Source organism: Pararhizobium antarcticum (assembly GCF_001885585.1).
Classification (GTDB): domain Bacteria; phylum Pseudomonadota; class Alphaproteobacteria; order Rhizobiales; family Rhizobiaceae; genus Pararhizobium; species Pararhizobium antarcticum.
Window position 1 is genome coordinate 1 of record NZ_LSRP01000118.1, and the last position, 21,069, is coordinate 21,069.

A 21,069-nucleotide genomic window follows, 5' to 3' on the forward strand; every position below is an offset into this window, starting at 1 on the left:
TTACTTATGTTCTCGAGGTGGCGATTGGCAGGCGATAGCGACCTGCAGTCAGGCCAGCAGGTGGCTGTCGCCGCGAAGGGTTTCCATGAGCCTCTCGCGTCCACCTGGTTTCCAGCCCAGTGCGCCGATCTTGCAGGTGTTCATGACATTATAGGCCGAGGTGTCCGCCGCATCTGGCAGGGGATGCGGACAGTGCGTCTGCTGCTGCAGCGGCGCAAGAATCGTGCGGTTGTCGATCAAAACATCGGAAACATTGAAGGTTTCGCCGCTGATCCGGATGGCATCGGTCTCCAGCATCAGCCGGACCGCTTTGCCGACATCGTCGCCGTGGACCTCGGTACCGACGCGGGGTTGTATCACCGTGCCTGCCAGATAGTCGTCGATCAGGCTCTGCCATTTGTGCGGCTGTCCCGGCCGGCCAGGCCCGTAGACACCGGTGACACGCAGGCTGGCCGTGACGAAGCCATGGCCACAGAGTGAAAGCAGCGAGCGCTCTCCGTGGAGCTTGACGGTCCCGTAGAGCGTATCGGGTTTGCAGGTCAAATCTTCCGTCAGCATCATGCCGGGTGGTTGCGTGCCGTAGGCGGCGCGGCTTGAGAGGAAGCAGGTCCGGCGCACGCCGGCATCTTTCGCCGCTTCGAAAAGCCGGACGGTTCCATCCAGGTTCCTCGCATGAAACCCTTGCGGATCGTTGCCTTCGCCGCCGCGATAGCGACCCGGCAGGTGGTCGAAGGCGGCGTGGACAAAATAGTAGATGTTGTCGAACGCCTCGATCTGGTCCGCGTCCGGATCAAGGGAAAGCGGCACGAAGGCGACAGGCTTTGAGAACAGGGCGGCGGCTGGCGGCGTGCGCCCCGCCACGGTCACCTTGTAGCCGCTGGCCAGCAGATGCTCGACGATGAAGCGGCCGACAATACCGGTCCCTCCGGATACAAGAACGCGTGTCATTATTTCCCTGAATCGGCTTTCTCTGAATTCGATCCCGCTGGATTGCTAAGCTCCGCCAGGGCCGGAACAGTCTCTCCTGTGAAGAAACCGTACCACAGATCGATCAGCGGCTGCAGTCTGTCTGCTTTCGGATGATCGTTCTCCCATGGTTTCTCATACTGGTAATGCAGGATGCTGATCGACGGCCAATCCCATAGTTCCGGCATGGTGAACCACACATACTGCAGCATGTTCATGGTGACCGGCAGGCCGTGCCATTCCGGGAAAAAGGACTGCAGAAAGGTCTGATCGGTGCGCGGCCAGAAGGCGTCGGGTACATCGAGACGCGCAAGCATCGCCTCGTAGGTGGCAAGCGATGGTTTGGCGACGAAAACGCCCGAGTTCAGGCGATGGAAATCGGCAAGGCTCTCGTAGACATTGGGCGCTGCGCAAAATTCCGGATAGTCGAAATAGCGGTCGATCGGTTTCAAGACCAGCGCGTCGGCATCGATGAAGATGCAGCGCTCATACTCGACGAGTTGCCAGAGCCTCAGCTTGCAGAAATTGTCGAGCAGCGAATGAAATGCAGGCTTGCGTCCCTTGCTGAACGGCGCGCGCGCATGCACGCTTTGGCGGGCATGCCGCTCGTTGAAGGCGTCGGACAGCGGCAGGAGATCCGTTTCGATCAACCGACATCCGAACATCTGCAACGGCCGCAGGTCGGCGGCCGATACGCCGCCGGTATGCAGGATGACGATGTCGGCCGTGGTTCCGGTGAGCCGGAGCGAGCGGGCGAGCGCCGTCGCACCTTTCGCGTAATCCGCATTCGTCACCAGGGTGACAAAGGCGTGTCTAGCCACTGTGCTCGACGAGGGCCCGTCGGAAGGCGTGTTGGTCAGGATCATGACACCGATTTCAGGCGTTTTCCTTCCGGGTCGTGGTTGATCTTTGTCGCGATATCCTTGGTCCATGCGGACACCGCCGGAACCCGGCTTCGATCGACACGATAGGCGTATTTCCGAGCGACGTCGACAATCTCATCCAGCAGACCGTCCTTCAGCGTGATCGGATCAAGACCGAGCGCGCGGAACTTCTCGTTGCGCACGACCAGCTCGTTTTCGGCCGCTTCCTTGCGCGGGTTGGGCAGCCAGACGATCTCCGACCCGCTGATGCCGGCGATCATCTCGGCGAGATCGCGCACCCGGTGGGTCTCGGTCATCTGGTTGAAGATCTCGACCTTGGCGCCGCGCTTGGGTGGGTTCTTCAGCGCCAGATCGATGCAGCGCACCGAATCCTGGATGTGGATGAAGGCCCGCGTCTGGCCGCCGGTGCCATGGACCGTCAGGGGATAGCCGATCGCCGCCTGGATCAGGAAACGGTTGAGCACCGTGCCGTAATCGCCGTCATAGTCGAAGCGGTTGATCAGTTGCGGGTGGCGCCGCGTCTGCTCGGTGTGCGTACCCCAGACGATGCCCTGATGCAGATCGGTGATCCGCAGGCTGTCGTTCTTGGCGTAAAACTGGAAGAGCAGTTGATCGAGGCACTTGGTCATGTGGTAGATCGAGCCGGGATTGGATGGATAGAGAATATCCTGGCTGACGGTCTCGCCGCTTGTCGTCTCTATGCCGACCGGGAGGTAGCCTTCCGGGATTGCTGCACCGATCGTCGAATAGCCGTAAACGCCCATGGTGCCCAAATGCACGAGATGGGCATCGAGGCCGATCTCGACCATGGCGTTCAAGAGGTTGTGCGTTGCGTTGACGTTGTTGTTGACGGTGTAATTCTTGTGTCGGTCGCTCTTCATCGAATAGGGCGCGGCGCGCTGCTCGGCAAAATGGATGATCGCATCCGGGCGGTTTTCGGCGAGCCAGTTCTTCAGCAGCTCGTAGTCGCGCGCCAGATCGATCAGGTGGAAATGGATGCGCCGTCCGGTTTCCGCATGCCAGATGCGGGTGCGCTCCTGGATCGAGTCCATCGGCGTCAGAGACTGGACACCGAGTTCGGTGTCGATCCAGCGCCGCGACAGATTGTCGAGAATGTGGATGTCATGGCCTGCATCGGACAGATGCAGGGCCGTGGGCCAGCCAACGAAACCATCACCGCCAAGGACAGCAATCTTCATACGCGGTTCTCCTCTTGATCCGGGGAAATCATGGGAAGTTGATACGGCCGGAATGTGACAGGACGACAATGCTTGCCAAACGGCCCTTGTTCCGCCACAGCAAAAAGAAACACCGCATGGAGCCCCGGCATGACCTTGATCGCGCTATCCGGCGAACTGACCGATACCGGACACCGGCTGATCCAGCGTGTCTATTACGAGGACACGGATTTTTCCGGCGTCGTCTACCACGCGCGTTACCTGCATTTCATGGAGCGTGGCCGCACGGATTACCTGCGCCTTCTTGGCGTCGAGCAGGCGACGCTGGCAATCGAGGGCGATACGGAAGGGCTGGTTTTTGTGGTCCATCGCATGGAGATCGATTTCAAGGGGCCGGCGCGGATGGACGATATCCTGACGGTCAACACAGCAACGGAAAAGGCAGGCGGTGCGAAGATGGTTCTGGAGCAGGAGATCCGCCGCGACGGAACGCTGTTGATCGCCGCCCGGGTGATCATCGCCGTGATCAATGCCAAGGGGCGCCCACGCCGCCTGCCGGAGGCGCTGGCCGCCCGGTTCCTCGGCTCAGGAACCGGCGTCAACAGCCTTTAGCATCGCCTTGGTCAGGCCCTGTTTCCAATCGCGGGCCTCGGCCCATGGGTCGTCGGTCTCGAGCCGATCGAGGATGTCCGGGATCGCAAAGCCGTTGGCACTGTCGAGGGTCTCCAATTCATCCCATGAGACCGGGGTTGCCACCGGCCCGCCTGTACGGGCGCGGACCGAATAGGGGGCAACGGCAGTCGAGCCGCGTTCGTTGCGCAGCCAGTCGATGAAAATCCGGCCCTTGCGCTTCGCCTTCGACATGGTGGCGATGTAGTTGTCCGGGTCGTTTTCGGAGATCTTGATGGCCAGTCCCCGGGCGAAGGCCTTGGCCGTCTCCCACGCTGCGCGGCGCGACAGGGGCACGATGACATGAATGCCCTTGCCGCCCGAGACCATGGCAACCGACTGAAGGCCGAGGTCTGACAGCCGGGCGCGGACGGCGCGGGCGGCGATCTTCACAGTGTCGAAGGAGACGCTTGGATCGGGATCAAGATCGAAGACGAGGCGATCCGCAGCGTCGAGCCTGTCGACGGTCGATCCCCAGATGTGGAATTCGATCGTGCCCATCTGGACCGCTGCAACCAGGCCCTTGGCGTCCTCGATATACAAATAGTTGGCCGTTTCGCCGTCAGACTCCTTGATGGGGACCTGTGCAATCTCGTCGAGGAAACCGTCACCTGCGTGCTTCTGGTAAAAACATGCATGCTCCGGCCCCTGCGGGCAGCGCAGGATGGAGGCCGGATGGTGCGCGGCAAAGGGGAGCATGCGGTCCGCCACGACGCCGTAGTACCGGGCCAGATCGATCTTACTGATCGCAGGGTCGGAAAACAGCAGCCGATCGGCACTGGAGATCCGGATGCCGAGCACGTCGCCTTCCGCTTCGGTTTCCCTTTGCGCGGACTTTTTCGGTGTCGGCTTGGGGCTGGTGGGTTTTCTGGTCGGCCGGGCCCTGCCTGATCTTTCAGCAACAGGCGATGTTTCCATGCGTTCCGGGGTCACGGTCGATGCCTCCTTGTCTTCGCGCAGTCCCTCGAAGGCACCGTGCCGGATGTGGCCGTCGTCGGTGAATTCCGCAAAGTTGACCTCGGCAACCAGTTGCGGTGAAAGCCAGACGGCATTGCGCGCGATGGCAGCGGGAACCGTTTCGAACGGTGACGTCTTGCGCGCCAGTTTTCCGAACCGGCTGGCGAGGTCGGCCATCATGTCCTCGTCAAAGCCAGTGCCGACACGGCCCTGATAGACAAATGTTCCATTCTCATGGGCACCGACGAGCAGCGACGCGAAGGCGCGGCCGCGTTTGTCGGAGGGGGAATAACCACCGATGACGAACTCCTGCCGTCGCGTGCATTTGACCTTGAGCCAGCTGCCCGTCCGGCCGTCCTTGTAGGCTGCATCCGCCCGCTTGGCGATGATGCCCTCCTGACCGGCCTTGCACATGGCGGCAAAGACTTTGTCGGCATTGCCGCGAACATGCTCGCTGTAGCGGATCGTCGGATGGACCGGAAGCGTATCCAGAAGGGTCTTCAGGGCCGCCTTACGCTCGACCAGGGGCTGTTTGTGCAGATCCTTGCCATCGACATGCAGGAGGTCGAAGGCATAGAAGCGCGTCTGGCCGCCGGTTTTCAGGGCACGCTGCAAAGCCGAAAACGTCGATCCTTCCTGCGATGCCGCCACGGCCTCGCCATCAAGCAAGGCGCTGTCGCAGTCGAGTTGGGAAAAGGCATTCACGATGTCGGGAAATTTCTCGGTCCAATCGAGACCATTGCGGGTGAAGCAGGTGACGCCGTCTTTGCCGATGGAAACCTGCAGCCGGTAGCCGTCGAATTTTGCCTCGTTCAGCCAGTCGTCGCCTATGGGCGCGTCGGAAACCAGTGTTGCCAGCTGCGGCTTGACGAAAGCGGGCGATCGTCCGCTGTGGCCTTTCGCGCGGGTGGCGGGCGGCGGCTCTGCTGCCACCGCGCCGGCCTTGACGTTTTCCGCAGCACTCTTGCTGGATTGCCAGACATGGGCCGTCTGTTCACCTTTTCCGGCGGCGATCTCCTCCATCAGACGTCCAGTCCTGACGCTGGTGATCTCATTTGAAATCAGGCTCTCGCCATCCTCGTTGGCCGCGTCGTCATGTTCCTTGATCAGCAGCCAGTTTTCCCGTTTTTCGCCCTGTCGTGGCTTCATCCGGACCAGCGTCCAGCCACCGGACATGCGGCTTCCATGGACTTCGAATTTCAGCTTTCCCTCGCGCAGGCCTTCGTCCGGATCGTTGAGCGGCTGCCACCAGCCTGTATCCCAGAGCATGACGGTACCGCCGCCATACTGCTTTTTCGGGATCGTGCCTTCGAAATCGCCATAGGCGAGGGGGTGATCCTCGGTTCGGACCGCCAGCCGCTTGTCGTCGGGATTGATGCTTGGGCCGCGGGTCACGGCCCAGCTTTTGAGGACGCCCTTCCACTCGAGCCTGAAATCAAAGTGCAGGCGGGTGGCGGCGTGTTTCTGGACGAGAAACAGCTTGCCTGCCTTGCCCTTGCCTGCCTTACCTACGGCGGCAGCGCCCTTGGGCTCGCCCGTGCGGGTGAAATCGCGTTTGCGATTATACTCCGAAAGGTCGTCCAGCACCTTGGCCATGGATCACCTCACGCGGATTTTTTCTTGCGGGTCGGGGAGGCGGCCTTCCTGGCTGCCGCGGGCTTTTGCGATGCCGTCTTGCCACCGCTGCTCTCAAGGCTTTTCTTCAGCGCAGACATGAGATCGATGACATTGTCCTTGTTGGTCTTTTCGTCATCGTTATCGTCTTCAACTGCGACCTTGCTCTTCTTGCCCTTGAGCTTTTTCTGGACGAGGTCTTTCAGGGCGGCGGAATAATTATCCTTGAAAGTCGTTGCATCGAACGGTGCCGTCTTGCGGTCGATCAGCGCTGTGGCAACCTCCAGCAGCTCCTTGTCCGGCGTCTGGCCGGACAGGCCGGAAAACATCGGATCGGCCTTGCGCAACTCGTCGGCATAGTGGAGCGTTTCGAGCAGAAGGCCGTCACCGCATGGCTTGATCGCAGCGATGTATTCGCGCCCGCGCAATGTCAGCTGCCCCAGTCCCACCTTTCCCGATTTGCGCAGCGCGTCGCGAACCACGCGGTAGGCATCTTCGGCAAGATCGTCGGCCGGGACAAGATAATAGGGCTTGTCGTAGTAGATCGGGGAAATCTCGTTGCTATCGACGAACTGCACGAGTTCCAGCGTCTTCTTGGTTTCAAGCTTGACCGCATCGATCTCATCCGGATCGAGCAGCACGTATTTGCCATCCTCGTATTCGTAGCCCTTGACGATATCGTCCGTGTCCACCGGGCCGATGCCCGTGACCACCTTGTCGTAATGGACCGGCTTGCCGGATGGCTCGTGGATCTGGCGGAAGGAAAAACGGGCGCCGGTCTTGGTGGCGCTGAAAAGCTCGACCGGAATGGAGACCAGCGAAAGCCTCAATTGACCTTTCCAGAGTGCACGCGATGCCATCGGCCGTCCTTGTTTTGCGTTCAATGTTTGCGGGTATCGGCAGCGTTTTCGCCGGCCAGAATGCGCTCGAGCGTGGTTGTGTCATCGCTGGTGATCACAGGAACCGGGTCAGACGCCATGGCCTGGAGAACCTCCGCCGACAAGGCGCCGTTTTCGATCGACCATTCGAGCGCCTCACGCGTCTCGCGCTCGGCCTTCAGTTGCGCATAGAGCGCGAGGATCAGCCGATCCCGGTGATCGATCTGTTTGCCGCCATGCGTGTTTTTCGGTGCGATTTTACCCATGCAGGCTGAACGCCGGAACCAGCCGAAGGTTCCAGTTCGTCGGCGCCCCGAGAAACATGACGCGCTCAAAACCCGGCCGCAGGGCACGACCGGGTTTTGAGGGTGGCCAATGAGGGAAGGGTAGTAAGATCGAGCGGCGGCTCAGTAGCCGTAAGTGTGACCGCTGCTGTGGCCGTAAGACGTGTTGCCGTAGCCATATTTGTTGGACTTGTGGGCGTAGCCCGAATTGCTGTGCTTCTTGTAATAGTGCTTGTGGCCGTAGCTCTTCTTGTAGCCGTAGGATTTGTGGCCGTAGCTGTTGGAATAGCCGTGGCTCTTGTAGCCATAGCCCCCCGCCTGCGACGGAGCGGCAAACGAGACGGCGGCGACAGTGGCGATGATGGCGGAGATGATGAATGTGCGCATGGGGTTATCCTTCGATCCGGGTTGATGATGAGGTCGTCTCATCCAGTGACCCGACAATGCCATGCCGTCTGGGACAGCGGTGTTTCGAAGGGAACAGGGTTCGTCATAGTGCGATTGCTGCGTTTGCTAACACTCTCTTAACCATAATGATGTCTTAATAGCCGTATTAGGGTTTTGTGCAGTGCACGTCATCCTTTGACCAAGATTGGCCGCAAGAAGGCAGGCAGGAAGCTTTACGATTAGCCTAGGGGCGATCAGCGGCAGCTGCCGGGTCAATTCTTGTAACAGTGACGTTTGAGCCACCCGGCGCAGAGCATGACATCGCTCTTGCCGGGCGTTTGGATTCGGGGACTTAGGAACGATGGAACAGGTTGGATTGGCAGCAACGAGCGACGTGTCGCTTTGGTCGCTTTTCATGCAGGCGGGCTTCGTGGTGAAGCTTGTCATGCTCGGACTGATTGGTGCTTCGGTGTGGACCTGGGCCATCGTCGTCGACAAGATGCTGAAGTTCGGCAAGGTTCGCCGCCAGCTCGATGCCTTTGAACAGGTGTTCTGGTCAGGCCAGTCGCTGGAAGAACTGTACCGGACATTGTCCGATCGCACGACATCGGGCATGGGTGCAATTTTCGTGTCCGCCATGCGCGAGTGGAAAAAGAGCTTCGAGCGCGGTGCCCGTTCGCCGATCGGGCTACAGATGCGCATCGACCGGGCGATGGACGTGACCTTGTCGCGCGAAGCCGAAACGCTGGAAGCGCGCCTTGGATCGCTTGCCACCATCGGTTCTGCGGGGCCGTTTGTCGGACTGTTCGGAACGGTTGTCGGTATCATGACCTCGTTCCAGGCGATCGCCGGTTCAAAACAGACCAGTCTGGCGGTTGTCGCCCCCGGTATTGCCGAAGCGCTCCTCGCCACGGCGATTGGCCTGCTCGCCGCTATTCCGGCCGTTATCGCCTATAACAAGTTTTCCGCCGATGCCGGCAAGCTGACGGCTCGCATGGAAGGTTTCGCCGATGAATTCTCGGCCATTCTTTCGCGCCAGATCGATGAGAAGCTGCAGCCGCGCCAAGCTGCACAGTAACGGCAGCACAGCAGTAGTCGTGCAGCAGACGCCAGCGAAGACGGAGTAGAGACCATGGGCATGGCAATGGGCGGATCGAAGGGCTCGGGCGGCGGACGTCGCCGGCGCGGCCGCGGCGGCAAGGCCATCATGAGCGAAATCAATGTGACGCCGTTTGTCGACGTCATGCTCGTTCTCCTGATCATCTTCATGGTCGCCGCGCCGATGATGACGGTCGGCGTGCCGATCGACCTGCCGGAAACCCAGGCCAAGGCGCTCAATGCCGACACCCAGCCGATCACGCTCTCGGTCAAGACCAATGGCGAGGTCTTCCTTCAGGAAACGCCGATCCCGCTCGAGGAAATCGTCGCAAAGCTCGAGGCCATTGCCACGACCGGTTACAGCGAGCGCATCTTCGTTCGCGGTGATGCGACGGCGCCATATGGCGTGATCGCCGACGTCATGACGCGCATCCAGAATGCCGGCTTCAAGAATATCGGCCTCGTTACGCAGCCGAAAAAGGACCAGTAGAGCGCGCGCGATGAAGACCAGTCTCGTCACATCTGCGGTTCTGCATGCCCTCGTCCTCACCTGGGCGCTGGTGTCGCTCGGCAGTCCCGAAGCCTTCGAGGTTTCGGATTCTGAAGCCTTGCCGGTTGAAATGGTGCCGATCGAGGAACTGACGCAGACGCAACAGGGCGTCAAGGAAGCACCCAAGGCCGAAAAATCGTCACCGACCCCGACCAAACGGCCTGACCGGGTGGAGAATGCCGAAAATGCTGGTGACAACGATGTCGATCTGAAGACGCCGCCCACGCCGGACGCGAAGCCCCTCAATACAGAATCTGCTGCCGCCCCTGAAAAGACCGAGAAGGCTCTGCCGACACCGGATCCGGTGAAGGAAGAAATCGAGGAACAGACGGAAGAAAAGCCGGCATCCGAGCCAGCGACGGAAGTCGCCGCTCTGCCGACGCCCAAGGAAGAGGTCAAGCCGGAGCCTGAACCCGAGGAAGCGCCCGCAGAGGAACAGCCGGCCGAAAACCCGGAAGCCGAGGCGCTGCCAGACAAGATCCCGACGCCGATGGCCAAGCCCAAGGTCGAGGCACAGGCCCAGACCGCCAAGACGCCGGACCGCAAGAACGAGGAAGCCAAGAAGGAAACGAAAAAGGCTGCCTCTGCCAAGGAAAGCGATTTCAACGCCGACGAAGTGGCCGCGCTTCTGAACAAGACGGAGCCTTCCGGCGGCGGCGCAAAACGCTCGACGGAAACGGCATCGCTCGGCACCAAGAAGACGACGATCGGCAACACGCTCTCGCAGAGCGAGATGGACGCGCTACGCGGCCAGATCCAGAACAACTGGTCGATCATTCCCGGCATGGCCGACGCGGGTGACGTGCGCATCAAGGTGACGATGCAACTCGATGAAAGCGGCAATCTGGTCGGCGAGCCTGTGGTTGAAGCCACTGGTGGTTCGGAAACTGCCCGGCGGGCGCTTGCAAGTGGTGCGGCGCGTGCCATCCGCAAGTCTGTTCCCTTCAAGGGCTTGCCGCCGGACAAATATGATTCCTGGAGCGATGTGGTCGTGAATTTCGATCCTAGCTCCATGCTCTGAACATAAGAAAATGAATTGGCTGAAAGGCTTTGCAACAATGTTGAAACGCAACATCTTCCGTTTTCTGATCGTCCTCACGGGTATGGTTTCCCTGATGGCGGCACCGGCGCATGCGCTGGTCGAAATCAACATCAACAAGGGCAATGTCGAGCCCCTGCCGATCGCTGTCACCGACTTTCTGCAGGGTGAACTCGGCCAGAAGATTTCCGACGTCGTGGCCGCCGACCTGAAACGATCCGGCCTGTTCGCACCGATCGACAAGGGTGCCTTCATCGAGAAGATCAGCAATCCCGACGCTGCCCCCCGCTTCGAGGACTGGAAGGTCATCAATGCGCAGGCGCTGGTCACCGGCCGGGTAACGCAGGAAGCCGACGGGCGTCTGAAGGCGGAGTTCCGCCTCTGGGATTCCTTTGCCGGCCAGCAGATGACCGGTCAGCAGTTCTTTACGCAGCCGGAAAACTGGCGTCGCGTTGCCCATATTATCGCTGACGCGATCTACAAGCAGATCACCGGTGAGGAGGGCTATTTCGACACGCGCATCGTCTATGTTGCCGAGAGCGGCCCGAAGACGGCCCGCAAGCGCCAGCTTGCCATCATGGACCAGGACGGCGCCAATGCCCGTGCCGTCACCAACAATGCCGATCTCGTGCTGACGCCGCGCTTTTCGCCGAACAAGCAGGAAATCACCTACATGTCCTTCGAGGGCAACCAGCCGCGCGTCTACCTGCTGCAACTGGAAACCGGACAGCGCGAAGTCGTCGGCAATTTTCCGGGCATGACTTTTGCGCCGCGCTTCTCGCCGGATGGCCAGCGCGTCATCATGAGCCTGCAGCAGGAAGGCAATGCCAACATCTACACGATGGACCTGCGCTCGCGCACGACGACCCGTCTGACGAACACAGCGGCGATCGATACCTCGCCCTCCTATTCGCCCGATGGCAGCCAGGTGGTGTTCGAAAGCGACCGCGGCGGCAAGCAGCAGCTCTATGTGATGAGCGCCACCGGCGGCGGGCAGAACCGCATCTCGTTCGGCGACGGCTCGTACTCGACGCCGGTCTGGTCGCCACGCGGCGATCTGATCGCCTTCACCAAGCAGTCGGGCGGCAAGTTCTCGATCGGCGTCATGAAGCCGGACGGTTCGGGCGAGCGCATTCTGACCACGGGCTTCCACAATGAAGGTCCGACCTGGGCACCGAACGGTCGCGTGCTGATGTTCTTCCGCCAGAATGCTGGCGCCGGCGGACCGCAGCTCTATTCCATCGATCTGACCGGATACAACGAACAGCTCGTCTCGACGCAGGGCTTTGCATCCGACCCGGCCTGGTCGCCGCTCCTCGAATAGGCTTTGTGCAATGCGGCGGGAATTGTGGCGAAGGCGCCGCGTTCTCGCCGCAAAGTGCTGATTAGCCAGCCTCCAAATGTAGAATTGTCTTTCTGTTAACCATACCCGTTGAAATCGGGTTAACCGCTTCCGGTTACAGTCTGGCAACCCTGAATACAAACTGTCCAGATTTTACTGACATCCAAGGAGACCGGCCATGAGCCGCATTCACACCCCGGCCGCAGGCCGCATGAATACCCTCGCTCGCAATCCGGTCATGATTGCCTTGTTCATGACGCTTGCCATTGCCGGCTGCGCATCGAAGAAGAACCTGCCGAACAATGCCAATGATCTCGGTCTCGGTGCCAACGCGGCAACCCCGGGCTCGACGCAGGACTTCACCGTCAATGTCGGCGACCGCATCTTCTTCGATACCGATAGCTCGTCGATCCGTGCCGATGCCCAGTCGACGCTCGCTCGCCAGGCCCAGTGGCTTGCCAAGTATCCGAACTACCAGATCACGGTCGAAGGCCATGCCGACGAACGCGGCACCCGCGAATACAATCTGGCACTCGGCGCCCGTCGCGCTGCAGCCACCAAGGACTTCCTTGCTTCGCAGGGCGTTCCGGCCAGCCGTCTGCGGACGATCTCCTTCGGCAAGGAAAAGCCGGTCGCCGTCTGCGACGACATTTCCTGCTGGTCGCAGAACCGCCGCGCCGTCACGGTGCTGGGTGGCGCCGGCATGTAATGCCGCCATTTGCAGAAAAGACATCGGAAATGGCGGCAGTTTTGCCGCCATTTCTTTTTTATCCATACTTTGGCCGAACTCCGTTGCTTTTTGACGGCAATTGGAAAAGTGTGCGGCAATCATCGCAGGGCGGCAAACCCATAGCCCCGCGGATGAGACCATGGGTTTTCGAACAGGATATGACGATATGAAACATCTTGTCGTGGCAGCAATGATTGGCCTTTCCGCCTTTGCGGGTCTGGGTCAGCCGGCGATGGCCATGCCGCTTTCCGCGCTTTTGAACCGCGCACTCGATGGCGACGCCCAGACTGGGCAGTGGCCGCCGCTCGTAAAAGTCCAGGCTAGCGATGCCGGGCGTGTCGGGCAGCTTGAAGAACAGATCCGCTCGCTCAACGGGCGTATCGAGGAAATGAGTTTCCAGCTTCTGCAGATGCAGGAGCAGATCCGCAAGTTCCAGGAGGACAACGAATTCCGCTTCCAGGATCTGGAAAGCGGCAAGTCGGGCGCCACCGGCAAGAGCGGCGCAGTGGAAACACCAAGGACCAGCGACCAGGCATCCGCTGCCGCTCCGGCAACGGGTGACCAGGCCGCTGCAACCGATCCCAACGCAGGTTTGGGATCGGACACCGTTGCGGGTACGCCACCATCGACGCTGGGCCAGATTGTTTTCGATGAGAATGGCAATCCGGTCGCTGCCAACAGCGACACGCAAGCAGGGCTGGACACGACGCTTCCGGGCGTCGATAGCGGCATCAATGCGACGCCGGAAACACAGCAGCAGACAGCGTCCCTCGATAATCCCGGCGATCTCTATCAATCGGCCTATGGCCATGTCTTGTCGGGCGACTATGGCGTTGCCGAAAAGGAATTTCGCGACTATCTCGATGTCTTTCCGAATGGCGAAAAGGCAGCAGATGCCAGCTTCTGGATGGGCGAAGCGCAGTATTCGCAGGGCAAGTTCAACGAATCGGCGAAGACTTTCCTGAATGCGCACCAAGCCTACAGCAAATCGCCGAAGGCACCCGAAATGCTGCTGAAGCTCGGCATGTCGCTCGCAGCTCTCGACAACAAGGACACCGCCTGCGCCACGCTGCGCGAGGTGACCAAGCGCTATCCCAAGGCATCGAATGCCGTCCGGGCCAAGGTGACAAGCGAGCAGGGCCGCCTTGCCTGCTGAGGTCATTGCGACCGATCCCGCCGCCGTCCTCGACGCGGCACGTCAATTTCTCGAAACATTCCATACGCCCGGTCTTGTTCTCGTCGCCGTTTCCGGTGGCAGCGATTCGACGGGGCTTCTCCTCGCCCTGAACGAGGCGATGACCAGCGCATCCGGATTTTCACTCGCCGCGTGCACCATCGACCATGCCCTTCGCGCCGAATCGGCAGCGGAGGCGCAACTCGTTGCACAGCTTTGCGCCCGGCTCGGCATTGCCCATATCACCCGCCGTTGGGACGGGGAAAAGCCACTCACCGGCCTGCAGGCGGCAGCCCGTGGAGCGCGATACCGGCTGTTATCCGCCGTTGCGCATGAGAGCGGCGCGCTTTGTGTCGTCACCGGTCATTCAAGCAATGACCAGATCGAGACCATCGCCATGCGCAGCAGCCGTTCAGAAACGGGTAGCACGGGCCTTTCCGGAATGGCGGATGCCGTTCTTTTCGAACAGCGGACATGGGTGCTGCGCCCCTTTCTCGGCCTCGATCGCGCGATGATCCGCGCCTATCTTCTGGCTCGCGGCGAGGGTTGGATCGATGATCCCAGCAATGACGCCGACCGTTTCGAGCGGGTTCGGGTGCGTCGGACGCTGGCGGAAAATCCTGACGCCACGGCGCAGGCGCCGGATGGGGCGCTGTTGGAGCGGCAAGCCTTGGAGCGGCGAACCTTGGTCCGGCAAAGCTCAGCCCGGCAAGCCATGGCGGGGCAGGCCGCCGGCTATCTGGGCAAGCATGCGACGGTCTGCGGCGGGCTTGTGGCGCGCATCGATCCGGCGCCAGTGTGGGACGCTGGCAGGGATGCCTCCATCAGGGGCATTCTCGCTCTGGCGGCCTGTCTGGGGGGGCGGGCCTATCTGCCCGGTCGCGAGACGACGGAGCGCCTGGGCGACTTCATCGCGAGTGGCGCCCTCGGGCGGCTGACAGCGGGCCGTGTGGTGTTTGATCGCCGCCGTTCCGGGCTCTATCTCTATCGCGAGGCCCGAAACCTGCCCATCCTTGAGGTGTGCCCCGGTGAAGAAGGCGTATGGGACGGTCGCTTCCGGATCGAAAATCGGGCGAAACAACCCATCTTCGTCTCTGCTGTCTCCGACGGTGCACAAACGATGGCGGGACTCATTGCCGCAGGCGTGCCGGATGGCGTCGCGCGGCGCGCGGCAGCGGCCGCGCCCGCGGTTTTGGTCGCCGATCCGGGATCCAAGGCTGTAAGCCCTGTAAATGTTGGGATCTGGCTTTCACCGTGGGACACCTTTTTGCCGCGTTTTGACCTGACACTCGCCAATCAATGCGCCACGTTGTTTGGCCGGGCCTGTTACAAGCAGCTTCCGGTTCAATCTGTTTTGGCAGAAAGTGCCGCCTTTTAACGGAAAAGACGGGTTGATCCGTGGTTTGCCTTGGCAAGCCGATCCCGCAACCCTATGTTAGCAGCAAGAAAGCGGCCTCAAATCATTGCAGGCTGCAAGAGGTTCCGGGGAGTTCGATGAACCCTAATTTTCGTAATTTTGCCCTTTGGGCCATCATAGCGCTCTTGTTGATTGCGCTGTTCAGCATGTTCCAGCAACCGGCCGAGCGCACAGGCGCGCGCGAGATTCCGTTCTCGCAGTTCCTGAAGGATGTGGATGGCAGCCGCGTCAAGGAAGTCGTGATCACCGGCAACAAGGTGATCGGCTCCTATGGCGAGAGCGGCGCGACCTTCCAGACCTATGCACCGTCCGTGGACACGGCGCTGACCGAGCGCATGGAAGCCAAGAACGTCACCGTTACAATCCGACCCGAGAATGACGGTTCCTCCGGCTTCCTGAGCTATGTCGGCACGCTTCTCCCCATGCTTCTGATTCTCGGTGTCTGGCTCTTCTTCATGCGCCAGATGCAGGGCGGCGGGCGCGGTGGCGCGATGGGCTTCGGCAAGTCGAAGGCCAAGCTGCTCACTGAGGCGCATGGTCGCGTCACGTTTGACGATGTTGCCGGCGTCGACGAAGCCAAGCAGGATCTCGAGGAAATTGTTGAATTCCTCCGTGATCCCCAGAAATTCCAGCGCCTCGGCGGCCGTATTCCCCGCGGCGTGCTGCTGGTCGGCCCTCCCGGTACCGGTAAGACGCTTCTGGCGCGCTCCGTTGCCGGTGAAGCCAACGTGCCGTTCTTCACGATTTCCGGTTCGGACTTCGTTGAAATGTTCGTCGGCGTCGGCGCAAGCCGTGTGCGTGACATGTTCGAGCAGGCCAAGAAGAATGCCCCCTGCATCATCTTCATCGACGAAATCGATGCCGTCGGTCGCCATCGTGGTGCCGGTCTTGGCGGCGGCAATGACGAGCGCGAACAGACGCTCAACCAGCTGCTCGTCGAAATGGATGGCTTCGAAGCCAATGAAGGCATCATCCTGATCGCCGCGACCAACCGTCCCGACGTTCTTGACCCGGCGCTGCTGCGTCCGGGCCGCTTTGACCGCCAGGTCGTGGTGCCGAACCCTGATATCAACGGCCGCGAACGCATCCTCAAGGTGCATGTGCGTAACGTGCCGCTGGCACCGAATGTCGATCTCAAGGTTCTCGCCCGTGGCACACCCGGTTTCTCCGGTGCCGACCTGATGAACCTTGTCAACGAATCGGCTCTGATGGCCGCACGCCGCAACAAGCGCGTCGTTACCATGCAGGAATTCGAAGACGCCAAGGACAAGATCATGATGGGTGCGGAACGCCGCTCGTCCGCCATGACCGAAGCCGAAAAGAAGTTGACCGCCTATCACGAAGCCGGCCATGCGATCACAGCGCTCAAGGTGCCGCTTGCCGACCCCTTGCACAAGGCTACGATCATTCCGCGTGGCCGTGCGCTCGGCATGGTCATGCAGCTCCCCGAAGGCGACCGCTATTCGATGAGCTACAAGTGGATGGTTTCGCGCCTGATTATCATGATGGGCGGCCGCGTGGCTGAAGAGATCACGTTCGGCAAGGAAAACATCACCTCCGGCGCATCCTCCGACATCGAGCAGGCGACCAAGCTGGCGCGTGCGATGGTGACGCAGTGGGGCTTCTCCGACGTGCTCGGTCATGTTGCCTATGGTGAAAACCAGCAGGAAGTGTTCCTCGGCCATTCTGTATCGCAGTCCAAGAACGTCTCGGAAGCGACCGCGCAGAAGATCGACACCGAGGTGCGCCGCCTGATCGACGAGGCTTATGTCGAAGCGACCCGCATCATCACTGATATGAACAGCGAATTTGTCGCGATTGCCGAAGGCCTTCTCGAATATGAAACGCTGACAGGCGAAGAGATCAAGGCGCTTATCCGCGGCGAAAAGCCAGCGCGTGATCTCGGCGACGATAGCCCGCCGCATCGCGGTTCGGCCGTGCCGTCGGCCGGTTCGAAAAAGGACGGCTCCCTTGGAAACAAGGGCGACGAGGCCGATGGCGACCTCGAGCCCCAGCCTCAATAACGCATCAGTCCGATTGATTTGAAAGCCGCCGGCCGAAAGGTCAGGCGGCTTTTTCTTTGCCGGTTCCTGTGGTGCTCGATCTGGCCGCATTTCGTAACCGGATGTAATGATTTCTGATGATAGAAACGGTGCCATTTATTGCAATTTATGGCACACAGAGCGCCAACACACCCGACTTCCGTGCTCTTGGCATGACGATAGCGGAACGCCGCGGCGTACCACGGTGTGACAACACGAACGGAGCTTACATGAAGCGGAAATATTTCGGTACGGACGGCATCCGCGGGCAATCCAACATGTTCCCGATGACGCCGGATCTGGCGATGCGGGTTGGCATTGCCGTTGGTACCATCTTTCGCAATGGCGACCATCGTCACCGGGTGGTAATCGGCAAGGACACGCGCCTGTCCGGCTATATGCTGGAAAATGCCATGGTTGCCGGCTTCACGGCTGCCGGTCTCGATGTCTTCCTGCTCGGCCCGATCCCGACGCCGGGCGTTGCCATGCTGACCCGTTCGTTGCGCGCCGATATCGGCGTTATGATCTCGGCATCGCACAACCCTTTTGCCGATAATGGCATCAAGCTCTTCGGACCTGACGGTTACAAGCTGTCCGACGAGATGGAGAGCCAGATCGAGGATCTTCTCGATAAGGACATGACGGCGCAACTGGCAAAATCGCATGAGATCGGCCGCGCCAAACGCGTCGATGGCGACATTTACCGCTATATCGAACATGCCAAACGCACATTGCCGCGCGATGTGACATTGCAGGGATTGCGGGTGGCGATCGACTGCGCCAACGGCGCTGCCTACAAGGTTGCCCCCCTGGCGCTCTGGGAACTCGGTGCCGATGTGGTGACGATCGGGAACGAACCGAACGGGGTCAACATCAACCTCGATTGCGGCTCGACACATCCGGAAGCGCTGGCGAAAAAAGTTCATGAGGTCCGTGCCGACATCGGTATCGCGCTCGATGGCGACGCCGACCGCGTGCTGATCGTCGACGAGAACGGCAGCGTCATCGACGGCGACCAGCTGATGGCGGTGATCGCCGATGAATGGGCCTCGGAAGGCACGCTGAAAGGTGGCGGCATCGTTGCCACCGTCATGTCCAATCTTGGGCTGGAGCGTTACCTGACCGGCCGCGGCCTCGATCTGCACCGCACCAAGGTCGGTGATCGCTACGTCGTCGAGCACATGCGTCAGAATAATTTCAATGTCGGTGGCGAGCAGTCGGGCCATATCGTGCTCTCCGATTTCGGCACCACCGGCGATGGCCTGGTGGCCGCGCTGCAGATTCTTGCCTGCGTCAAGCGGCAGGGCCGCACGGTGAGCGAAGTCTGCAACCGTTTCGAGCCGGTGCCGCAGATTTTGAAGAATGTCCGTGTCTCCACGGGCAAGCCGCTGGAAGACAGTGTCGTTCGCGCGGCGATCGCCGATGCGGAGGCAGAACTCGCCAAGTCCGGCCGTTTGCTCATCCGCCCGTCCGGTACCGAGCCGCTGATCCGCGTCATGGCGGAAGGCGACGATCGGGCCCAGGTCGAGCGGATCGTCAACGAGCTGATCGGGGTTATCGGAAGCGCACGCAGCGCAGCCTGATTGGGACAATACTGCGTTGGCATCAGAATACTTCAGGACCGGACATCGTTCCGGTCCTTTTTATGTCTAAAACGATATTTTATTGATGAAAATTATGTAAATACTAAAATTCATTGACAACTACGGTAAATTTATGTAGTTAATCGAGCCTTAACCTTTCCAGTCCATGATCCATTTCGAGAAACGGATTTTGGACGCCGCATGACCGGTGGCCAAGCAACAATTATAGTGGAGTGTGGCCATGAAGAAGATTTTGAGTGGCGTTGTTGCAGCATTGCTCTGCGGCACATCGGCTTATGCAGCAGACGTCTATGAACCCCCGATCGAGCAACCCATCATCGAACAGCCGGTCGCTGTCGAGGCGGCCAGCGGTTGGTACCTGCGCGGCGATGCCGGGTTCTCGCTCAACAAGCTGCGCGGCGCCCATTTCTATCAGGGCTCGAATGCAAACACCCGCGACTTCGATCACGCCGATCTCGACAATTCCTACACGCTGGGCATTGGTGCCGGTTACCAGATCAACAACTATCTGCGCACGGACGTCACGCTGGACTATCTCGGCAACGCCGATTTCGAAGGTTCGACGACCGGCGCCTGCGGTGTTGCGGCGGCCTGCACCTCGCGTGATATTTCCTCGATGACGGCATGGAGCCTTCTCGCCAACGCCTATGTTGATGTCGGCACCTACGGTTCGATCACGCCCTACGTCGGTGCCGGTATCGGTGGCACCAACGTCAAGTGGGACAAGCTGAAAAACACAAGCTGCGAAACCGGCAATCCGGCAAACTGCGACCCGACCGTCGAGCATGGCGGCAAGGACAAGTGGCGCTTCACCTACGCCCTGATGGCCGGCGCGTCGATCGACGTGACCTGCAACATCAAGGCGGACGTGGGCTATCGTTTCCGCCATGTCATGGGTGGCAATATGTTCGGCTACGCGCAGAACGGCGGCCCTGGCTCCGACAAGGGCTTGTATCTGCATGAAGCCCGCGCCGGTATGCGTTATTCGTTCGGCGGTTGCGAACAGCCTTACCAGGCAGTCGATTACCCGGTCGAACAGCCGGTTTACAAGTAGGATCCTATCGTTTTTTTCAAAAAGCCGTCCGGTTCTGCCGGGCGGCTTTTTTGCGTTCCGGTGGTGCTGGGCCGGTCACAAACATGAATTCGGGCGTTCCCGTTTTAAACCTTTCTTAACGGAGCGCGATTTATGGTTAACGAATTCTGAAACGCGGATTCGAGGCAGGGCCTGCCGCATCTCGGGCACACTTCTTTCCATGGATTGGCGCACGGACTGCGCGGCGGAAAAGGGCAAAGACCATGAATTTGCGCAAACTCTATGTCGGCCTCTCCGTCTCCATGGGACTGGTAGTCCCTTCGGTTGCTCTGGCAGAAGACATCATCGATGCGCCTGAAGTGACGATCGCGACGGCCGCCGAAAACAGCGGGCTCTACCTGCGCGGCGACATCGGTTATGCCCCATGGGCAAGCGATGGCGACGCAGCCTACCGCACCTATGATGCCGGAACAGGTACCTATGGCCGCATGCCGTTCAATGGCGACCGGTTCGGCGAGCCGGTGTCCGCAACGCTCGGCCTCGGCTATCAGATCAATGACATGTTTCGGGCCGACCTGACCGGCGAGTATTTCGATGGTCGCTTCGATGGTGATTCGCGCGCCGTGCTGCCCTGCGCGGGCGAGGGGGCTGGCACGACCTGCGCCATCGGCACGAATGCCGACGTGACGGCCTATGGCCTGATGGCCAATGGTTATGTCGACCTCGGCACGCTGGCCGGCTTCACGCCTTATCTTGGCGCCGGTCTCGGGGCGACCAATCTGCGCTTCTCCGACGTGACACAGACGTCCAGCTGTATCGATAGCCTCGGCGTTTGCGCCGGCGGTCCATCGGCAACGGCATCCTATAACGGCTATGACAGCTGGCGCTTCACCTATGCGCTGATGGCCGGCGTCTCCTATGACGTCACCGACCGCCTGAAGCTCGACCTCGGATACCGATACTCTCACATCGGCGGTGGCGATATGTTCGGCTTCGGTGCCGAAACGCTGGCTGGCGCAACGGGCGCCAAGGGCTTGGACGACGGTCTGGGACGTCACGAACTGCGCGCAGGCTTGCGACTGTCGATCTGGTAGCGCGCGCTGGTCGCTCGGTCGGGCAGTGGGTTGCTCTGTCAGAAGCCTGCGCCGCGACCGTCAAAAACCATGTCATTTACGACATAAAATTCTTGACTTCCTTCCGGCTCCGCCATATTCACGGCGGCA

Annotated in this window: 19 protein-coding genes; 12 read left to right on the forward strand and 7 right to left on the reverse strand. The window is 60.4% G+C overall.

All coding sequences use genetic code 11. The features are described 5' to 3' along the window. Window positions 1-48 precede the first annotated feature (48 nt). From AX760_RS20595 to AX760_RS20605, 3 genes are read right to left on the reverse strand one after another with little or no spacing between them, the layout of a single operon-like run. Window positions 49-948 carry an NAD-dependent epimerase/dehydratase family protein gene (locus AX760_RS20595; protein WP_071834879.1) on the reverse strand — a complete coding sequence of 300 codons (900 nt, stop codon included), beginning with the start codon at window positions 946-948 and terminating at the stop codon, window positions 49-51. Then, window positions 948-1,832 carry a glycosyltransferase gene (locus AX760_RS20600; protein WP_071834880.1) on the reverse strand — a complete coding sequence of 295 codons (885 nt, stop codon included), beginning with the start codon at window positions 1,830-1,832 and terminating at the stop codon, window positions 948-950. The genes AX760_RS20595 and AX760_RS20600 overlap by 1 nt, the downstream gene beginning before the upstream one ends. Continuing rightward, window positions 1,829-3,049: an NAD-dependent epimerase/dehydratase family protein gene (locus AX760_RS20605; protein WP_071834881.1), complete on the reverse strand. Its 1,221-nt coding sequence runs from the start codon at window positions 3,047-3,049 to the stop codon at window positions 1,829-1,831. Before AX760_RS20605 ends, AX760_RS20600 begins: the two co-directional genes overlap by 4 nt. A 129-nt stretch (window positions 3,050-3,178) precedes the next feature. Between AX760_RS20605 and ybgC the strand changes: the two genes are divergently transcribed. Continuing rightward, window positions 3,179-3,640 carry a tol-pal system-associated acyl-CoA thioesterase gene (gene ybgC, locus AX760_RS20610; RefSeq protein ID WP_071834882.1) on the forward strand — a complete coding sequence of 154 codons (462 nt, stop codon included), beginning with the start codon at window positions 3,179-3,181 and terminating at the stop codon, window positions 3,638-3,640. Here ybgC and ligD read toward each other — a convergent pair. The 4 genes from ligD to AX760_RS20630 form a co-directional block, all read right to left on the reverse strand. After that, window positions 3,614-6,250 carry a DNA ligase D gene (ligD, locus tag AX760_RS20615; RefSeq protein WP_071834883.1) on the reverse strand — a complete coding sequence of 879 codons (2,637 nt, stop codon included), beginning with the start codon at window positions 6,248-6,250 and terminating at the stop codon, window positions 3,614-3,616. The two genes, ybgC and ligD, sit on opposite strands and share 27 nt — an antisense overlap. Window positions 6,251-6,258: 8 nt before the next feature. Beyond that, a complete protein-coding gene (gene ku / locus AX760_RS20620; protein ID WP_071834884.1) occupies window positions 6,259-7,128 on the reverse strand; it encodes a non-homologous end joining protein Ku in 870 nt (289 codons plus the stop codon). Between the two features lie 20 nt (window positions 7,129-7,148). Further along, the gene (locus AX760_RS20625; protein ID WP_071834885.1) at window positions 7,149-7,412 is read right to left on the reverse strand and encodes a hypothetical protein; all 264 of its coding nucleotides are present in this window, start codon (window positions 7,410-7,412) and stop codon (window positions 7,149-7,151) included. Window positions 7,413-7,553: 141 nt separating this feature from the next. Next, on the reverse strand, window positions 7,554-7,817 hold the full coding sequence (locus tag AX760_RS20630) for a hypothetical protein (RefSeq protein ID WP_071834886.1): 264 nt from the start codon (window positions 7,815-7,817) through the stop codon (window positions 7,554-7,556). Between the two features lie 361 nt (window positions 7,818-8,178). Here AX760_RS20630 and tolQ point away from each other — a divergent pair, with 361 nt between their 5' ends. The 11 genes from tolQ (at window position 8,179) to AX760_RS20685 (ending at window position 20,940) form a co-directional block, all read left to right on the forward strand. Continuing rightward, window positions 8,179-8,895: a protein TolQ gene (gene tolQ / locus AX760_RS20635; protein WP_071834887.1), complete on the forward strand. Its 717-nt coding sequence runs from the start codon at window positions 8,179-8,181 to the stop codon at window positions 8,893-8,895. A 54-nt stretch (window positions 8,896-8,949) separates the two neighbouring features. Next, window positions 8,950-9,405: a protein TolR gene (tolR, locus tag AX760_RS20640; RefSeq protein ID WP_071834888.1), complete on the forward strand. Its 456-nt coding sequence runs from the start codon at window positions 8,950-8,952 to the stop codon at window positions 9,403-9,405. A 10-nt stretch (window positions 9,406-9,415) separates the two neighbouring features. Continuing rightward, window positions 9,416-10,486 carry a hypothetical protein gene (locus tag AX760_RS20645; protein ID WP_071834889.1) on the forward strand — a complete coding sequence of 357 codons (1,071 nt, stop codon included), beginning with the start codon at window positions 9,416-9,418 and terminating at the stop codon, window positions 10,484-10,486. A gap of 37 nt (window positions 10,487-10,523) precedes the next feature. Next, window positions 10,524-11,828 carry a Tol-Pal system beta propeller repeat protein TolB gene (gene tolB / locus AX760_RS20650; protein ID WP_071835065.1) on the forward strand — a complete coding sequence of 435 codons (1,305 nt, stop codon included), beginning with the start codon at window positions 10,524-10,526 and terminating at the stop codon, window positions 11,826-11,828. 196 nt (window positions 11,829-12,024) lie between these two features. Beyond that, complete coding sequence (gene pal / locus AX760_RS20655; RefSeq protein WP_071834890.1) at window positions 12,025-12,555, forward strand: peptidoglycan-associated lipoprotein Pal; 531 nt, start codon at window positions 12,025-12,027, stop codon at window positions 12,553-12,555. Between the two features lie 187 nt (window positions 12,556-12,742). Then, a complete protein-coding gene (gene ybgF, locus AX760_RS20660) occupies window positions 12,743-13,732 on the forward strand; it encodes a tol-pal system protein YbgF (protein WP_071834891.1) in 990 nt (329 codons plus the stop codon). After that, on the forward strand, window positions 13,722-15,128 hold the full coding sequence (gene tilS / locus AX760_RS20665; RefSeq protein WP_071834892.1) for a tRNA lysidine(34) synthetase TilS: 1,407 nt from the start codon (window positions 13,722-13,724) through the stop codon (window positions 15,126-15,128). Before ybgF ends, tilS begins: the two co-directional genes overlap by 11 nt. A gap of 116 nt (window positions 15,129-15,244) precedes the next feature. Then, complete coding sequence (gene ftsH, locus AX760_RS20670) at window positions 15,245-17,191, forward strand: ATP-dependent zinc metalloprotease FtsH (RefSeq protein ID WP_071834893.1); 1,947 nt, start codon at window positions 15,245-15,247, stop codon at window positions 17,189-17,191. 248 nt (window positions 17,192-17,439) lie between these two features. Continuing rightward, window positions 17,440-18,792, forward strand: a complete 1,353-nt coding sequence (gene glmM, locus AX760_RS20675; RefSeq protein ID WP_071834894.1) for a phosphoglucosamine mutase — start codon at window positions 17,440-17,442, stop codon at window positions 18,790-18,792. Between the two features lie 241 nt (window positions 18,793-19,033). Continuing rightward, entirely contained in the window at window positions 19,034-19,867 is an 834-nt protein-coding gene (locus AX760_RS20680) for an outer membrane protein (protein ID WP_071834895.1), read from the forward strand. Window positions 19,868-20,109: 242 nt separating this feature from the next. After that, window positions 20,110-20,940, forward strand: coding sequence for an outer membrane protein (locus AX760_RS20685; protein WP_083531268.1), 831 nt, complete (start codon window positions 20,110-20,112; stop codon window positions 20,938-20,940). Window positions 20,941-21,069: the final 129 nt, after the last annotated feature.

Bases quoted from the DNA above. Each gene is read 5' to 3' on its own strand.
- pal (WP_071834890.1), top strand. From the start codon at position 12,025: ATGAGCCGCATTCACACCCCGGCCGCAGGCCGCATGAATACCCTCGCT.
- AX760_RS20630 (WP_071834886.1), bottom strand. From the start codon at position 7,817: ATGCGCACATTCATCATCTCCGCCATCATCGCCACTGTCGCCGCCGTC.
- tolR (WP_071834888.1), top strand. From the start codon at position 8,950: ATGGGCATGGCAATGGGCGGATCGAAGGGCTCGGGCGGCGGACGTCGC.
- AX760_RS20685 (WP_083531268.1), top strand. From the start codon at position 20,110: ATGAATTTGCGCAAACTCTATGTCGGCCTCTCCGTCTCCATGGGACTG.
- AX760_RS20625 (WP_071834885.1), bottom strand. From the start codon at position 7,412: ATGGGTAAAATCGCACCGAAAAACACGCATGGCGGCAAACAGATCGAT.
- ftsH (WP_071834893.1), top strand. From the start codon at position 15,245: ATGAACCCTAATTTTCGTAATTTTGCCCTTTGGGCCATCATAGCGCTC.
- ybgF (WP_071834891.1), top strand. From the start codon at position 12,743: ATGAAACATCTTGTCGTGGCAGCAATGATTGGCCTTTCCGCCTTTGCG.
- AX760_RS20595 (WP_071834879.1), bottom strand. From the start codon at position 948: ATGACACGCGTTCTTGTATCCGGAGGGACCGGTATTGTCGGCCGCTTC.
- tolB (WP_071835065.1), top strand. From the start codon at position 10,524: ATGTTGAAACGCAACATCTTCCGTTTTCTGATCGTCCTCACGGGTATG.
- ku (WP_071834884.1), bottom strand. From the start codon at position 7,128: ATGGCATCGCGTGCACTCTGGAAAGGTCAATTGAGGCTTTCGCTGGTC.
- glmM (WP_071834894.1), top strand. From the start codon at position 17,440: ATGAAGCGGAAATATTTCGGTACGGACGGCATCCGCGGGCAATCCAAC.
- AX760_RS20645 (WP_071834889.1), top strand. From the start codon at position 9,416: ATGAAGACCAGTCTCGTCACATCTGCGGTTCTGCATGCCCTCGTCCTC.
- tolQ (WP_071834887.1), top strand. From the start codon at position 8,179: ATGGAACAGGTTGGATTGGCAGCAACGAGCGACGTGTCGCTTTGGTCG.
- AX760_RS20680 (WP_071834895.1), top strand. From the start codon at position 19,034: ATGAAGAAGATTTTGAGTGGCGTTGTTGCAGCATTGCTCTGCGGCACA.
- AX760_RS20605 (WP_071834881.1), bottom strand. From the start codon at position 3,049: ATGAAGATTGCTGTCCTTGGCGGTGATGGTTTCGTTGGCTGGCCCACG.
- ligD (WP_071834883.1), bottom strand. From the start codon at position 6,250: ATGGCCAAGGTGCTGGACGACCTTTCGGAGTATAATCGCAAACGCGAT.
- AX760_RS20600 (WP_071834880.1), bottom strand. From the start codon at position 1,832: ATGATCCTGACCAACACGCCTTCCGACGGGCCCTCGTCGAGCACAGTG.
- ybgC (WP_071834882.1), top strand. From the start codon at position 3,179: ATGACCTTGATCGCGCTATCCGGCGAACTGACCGATACCGGACACCGG.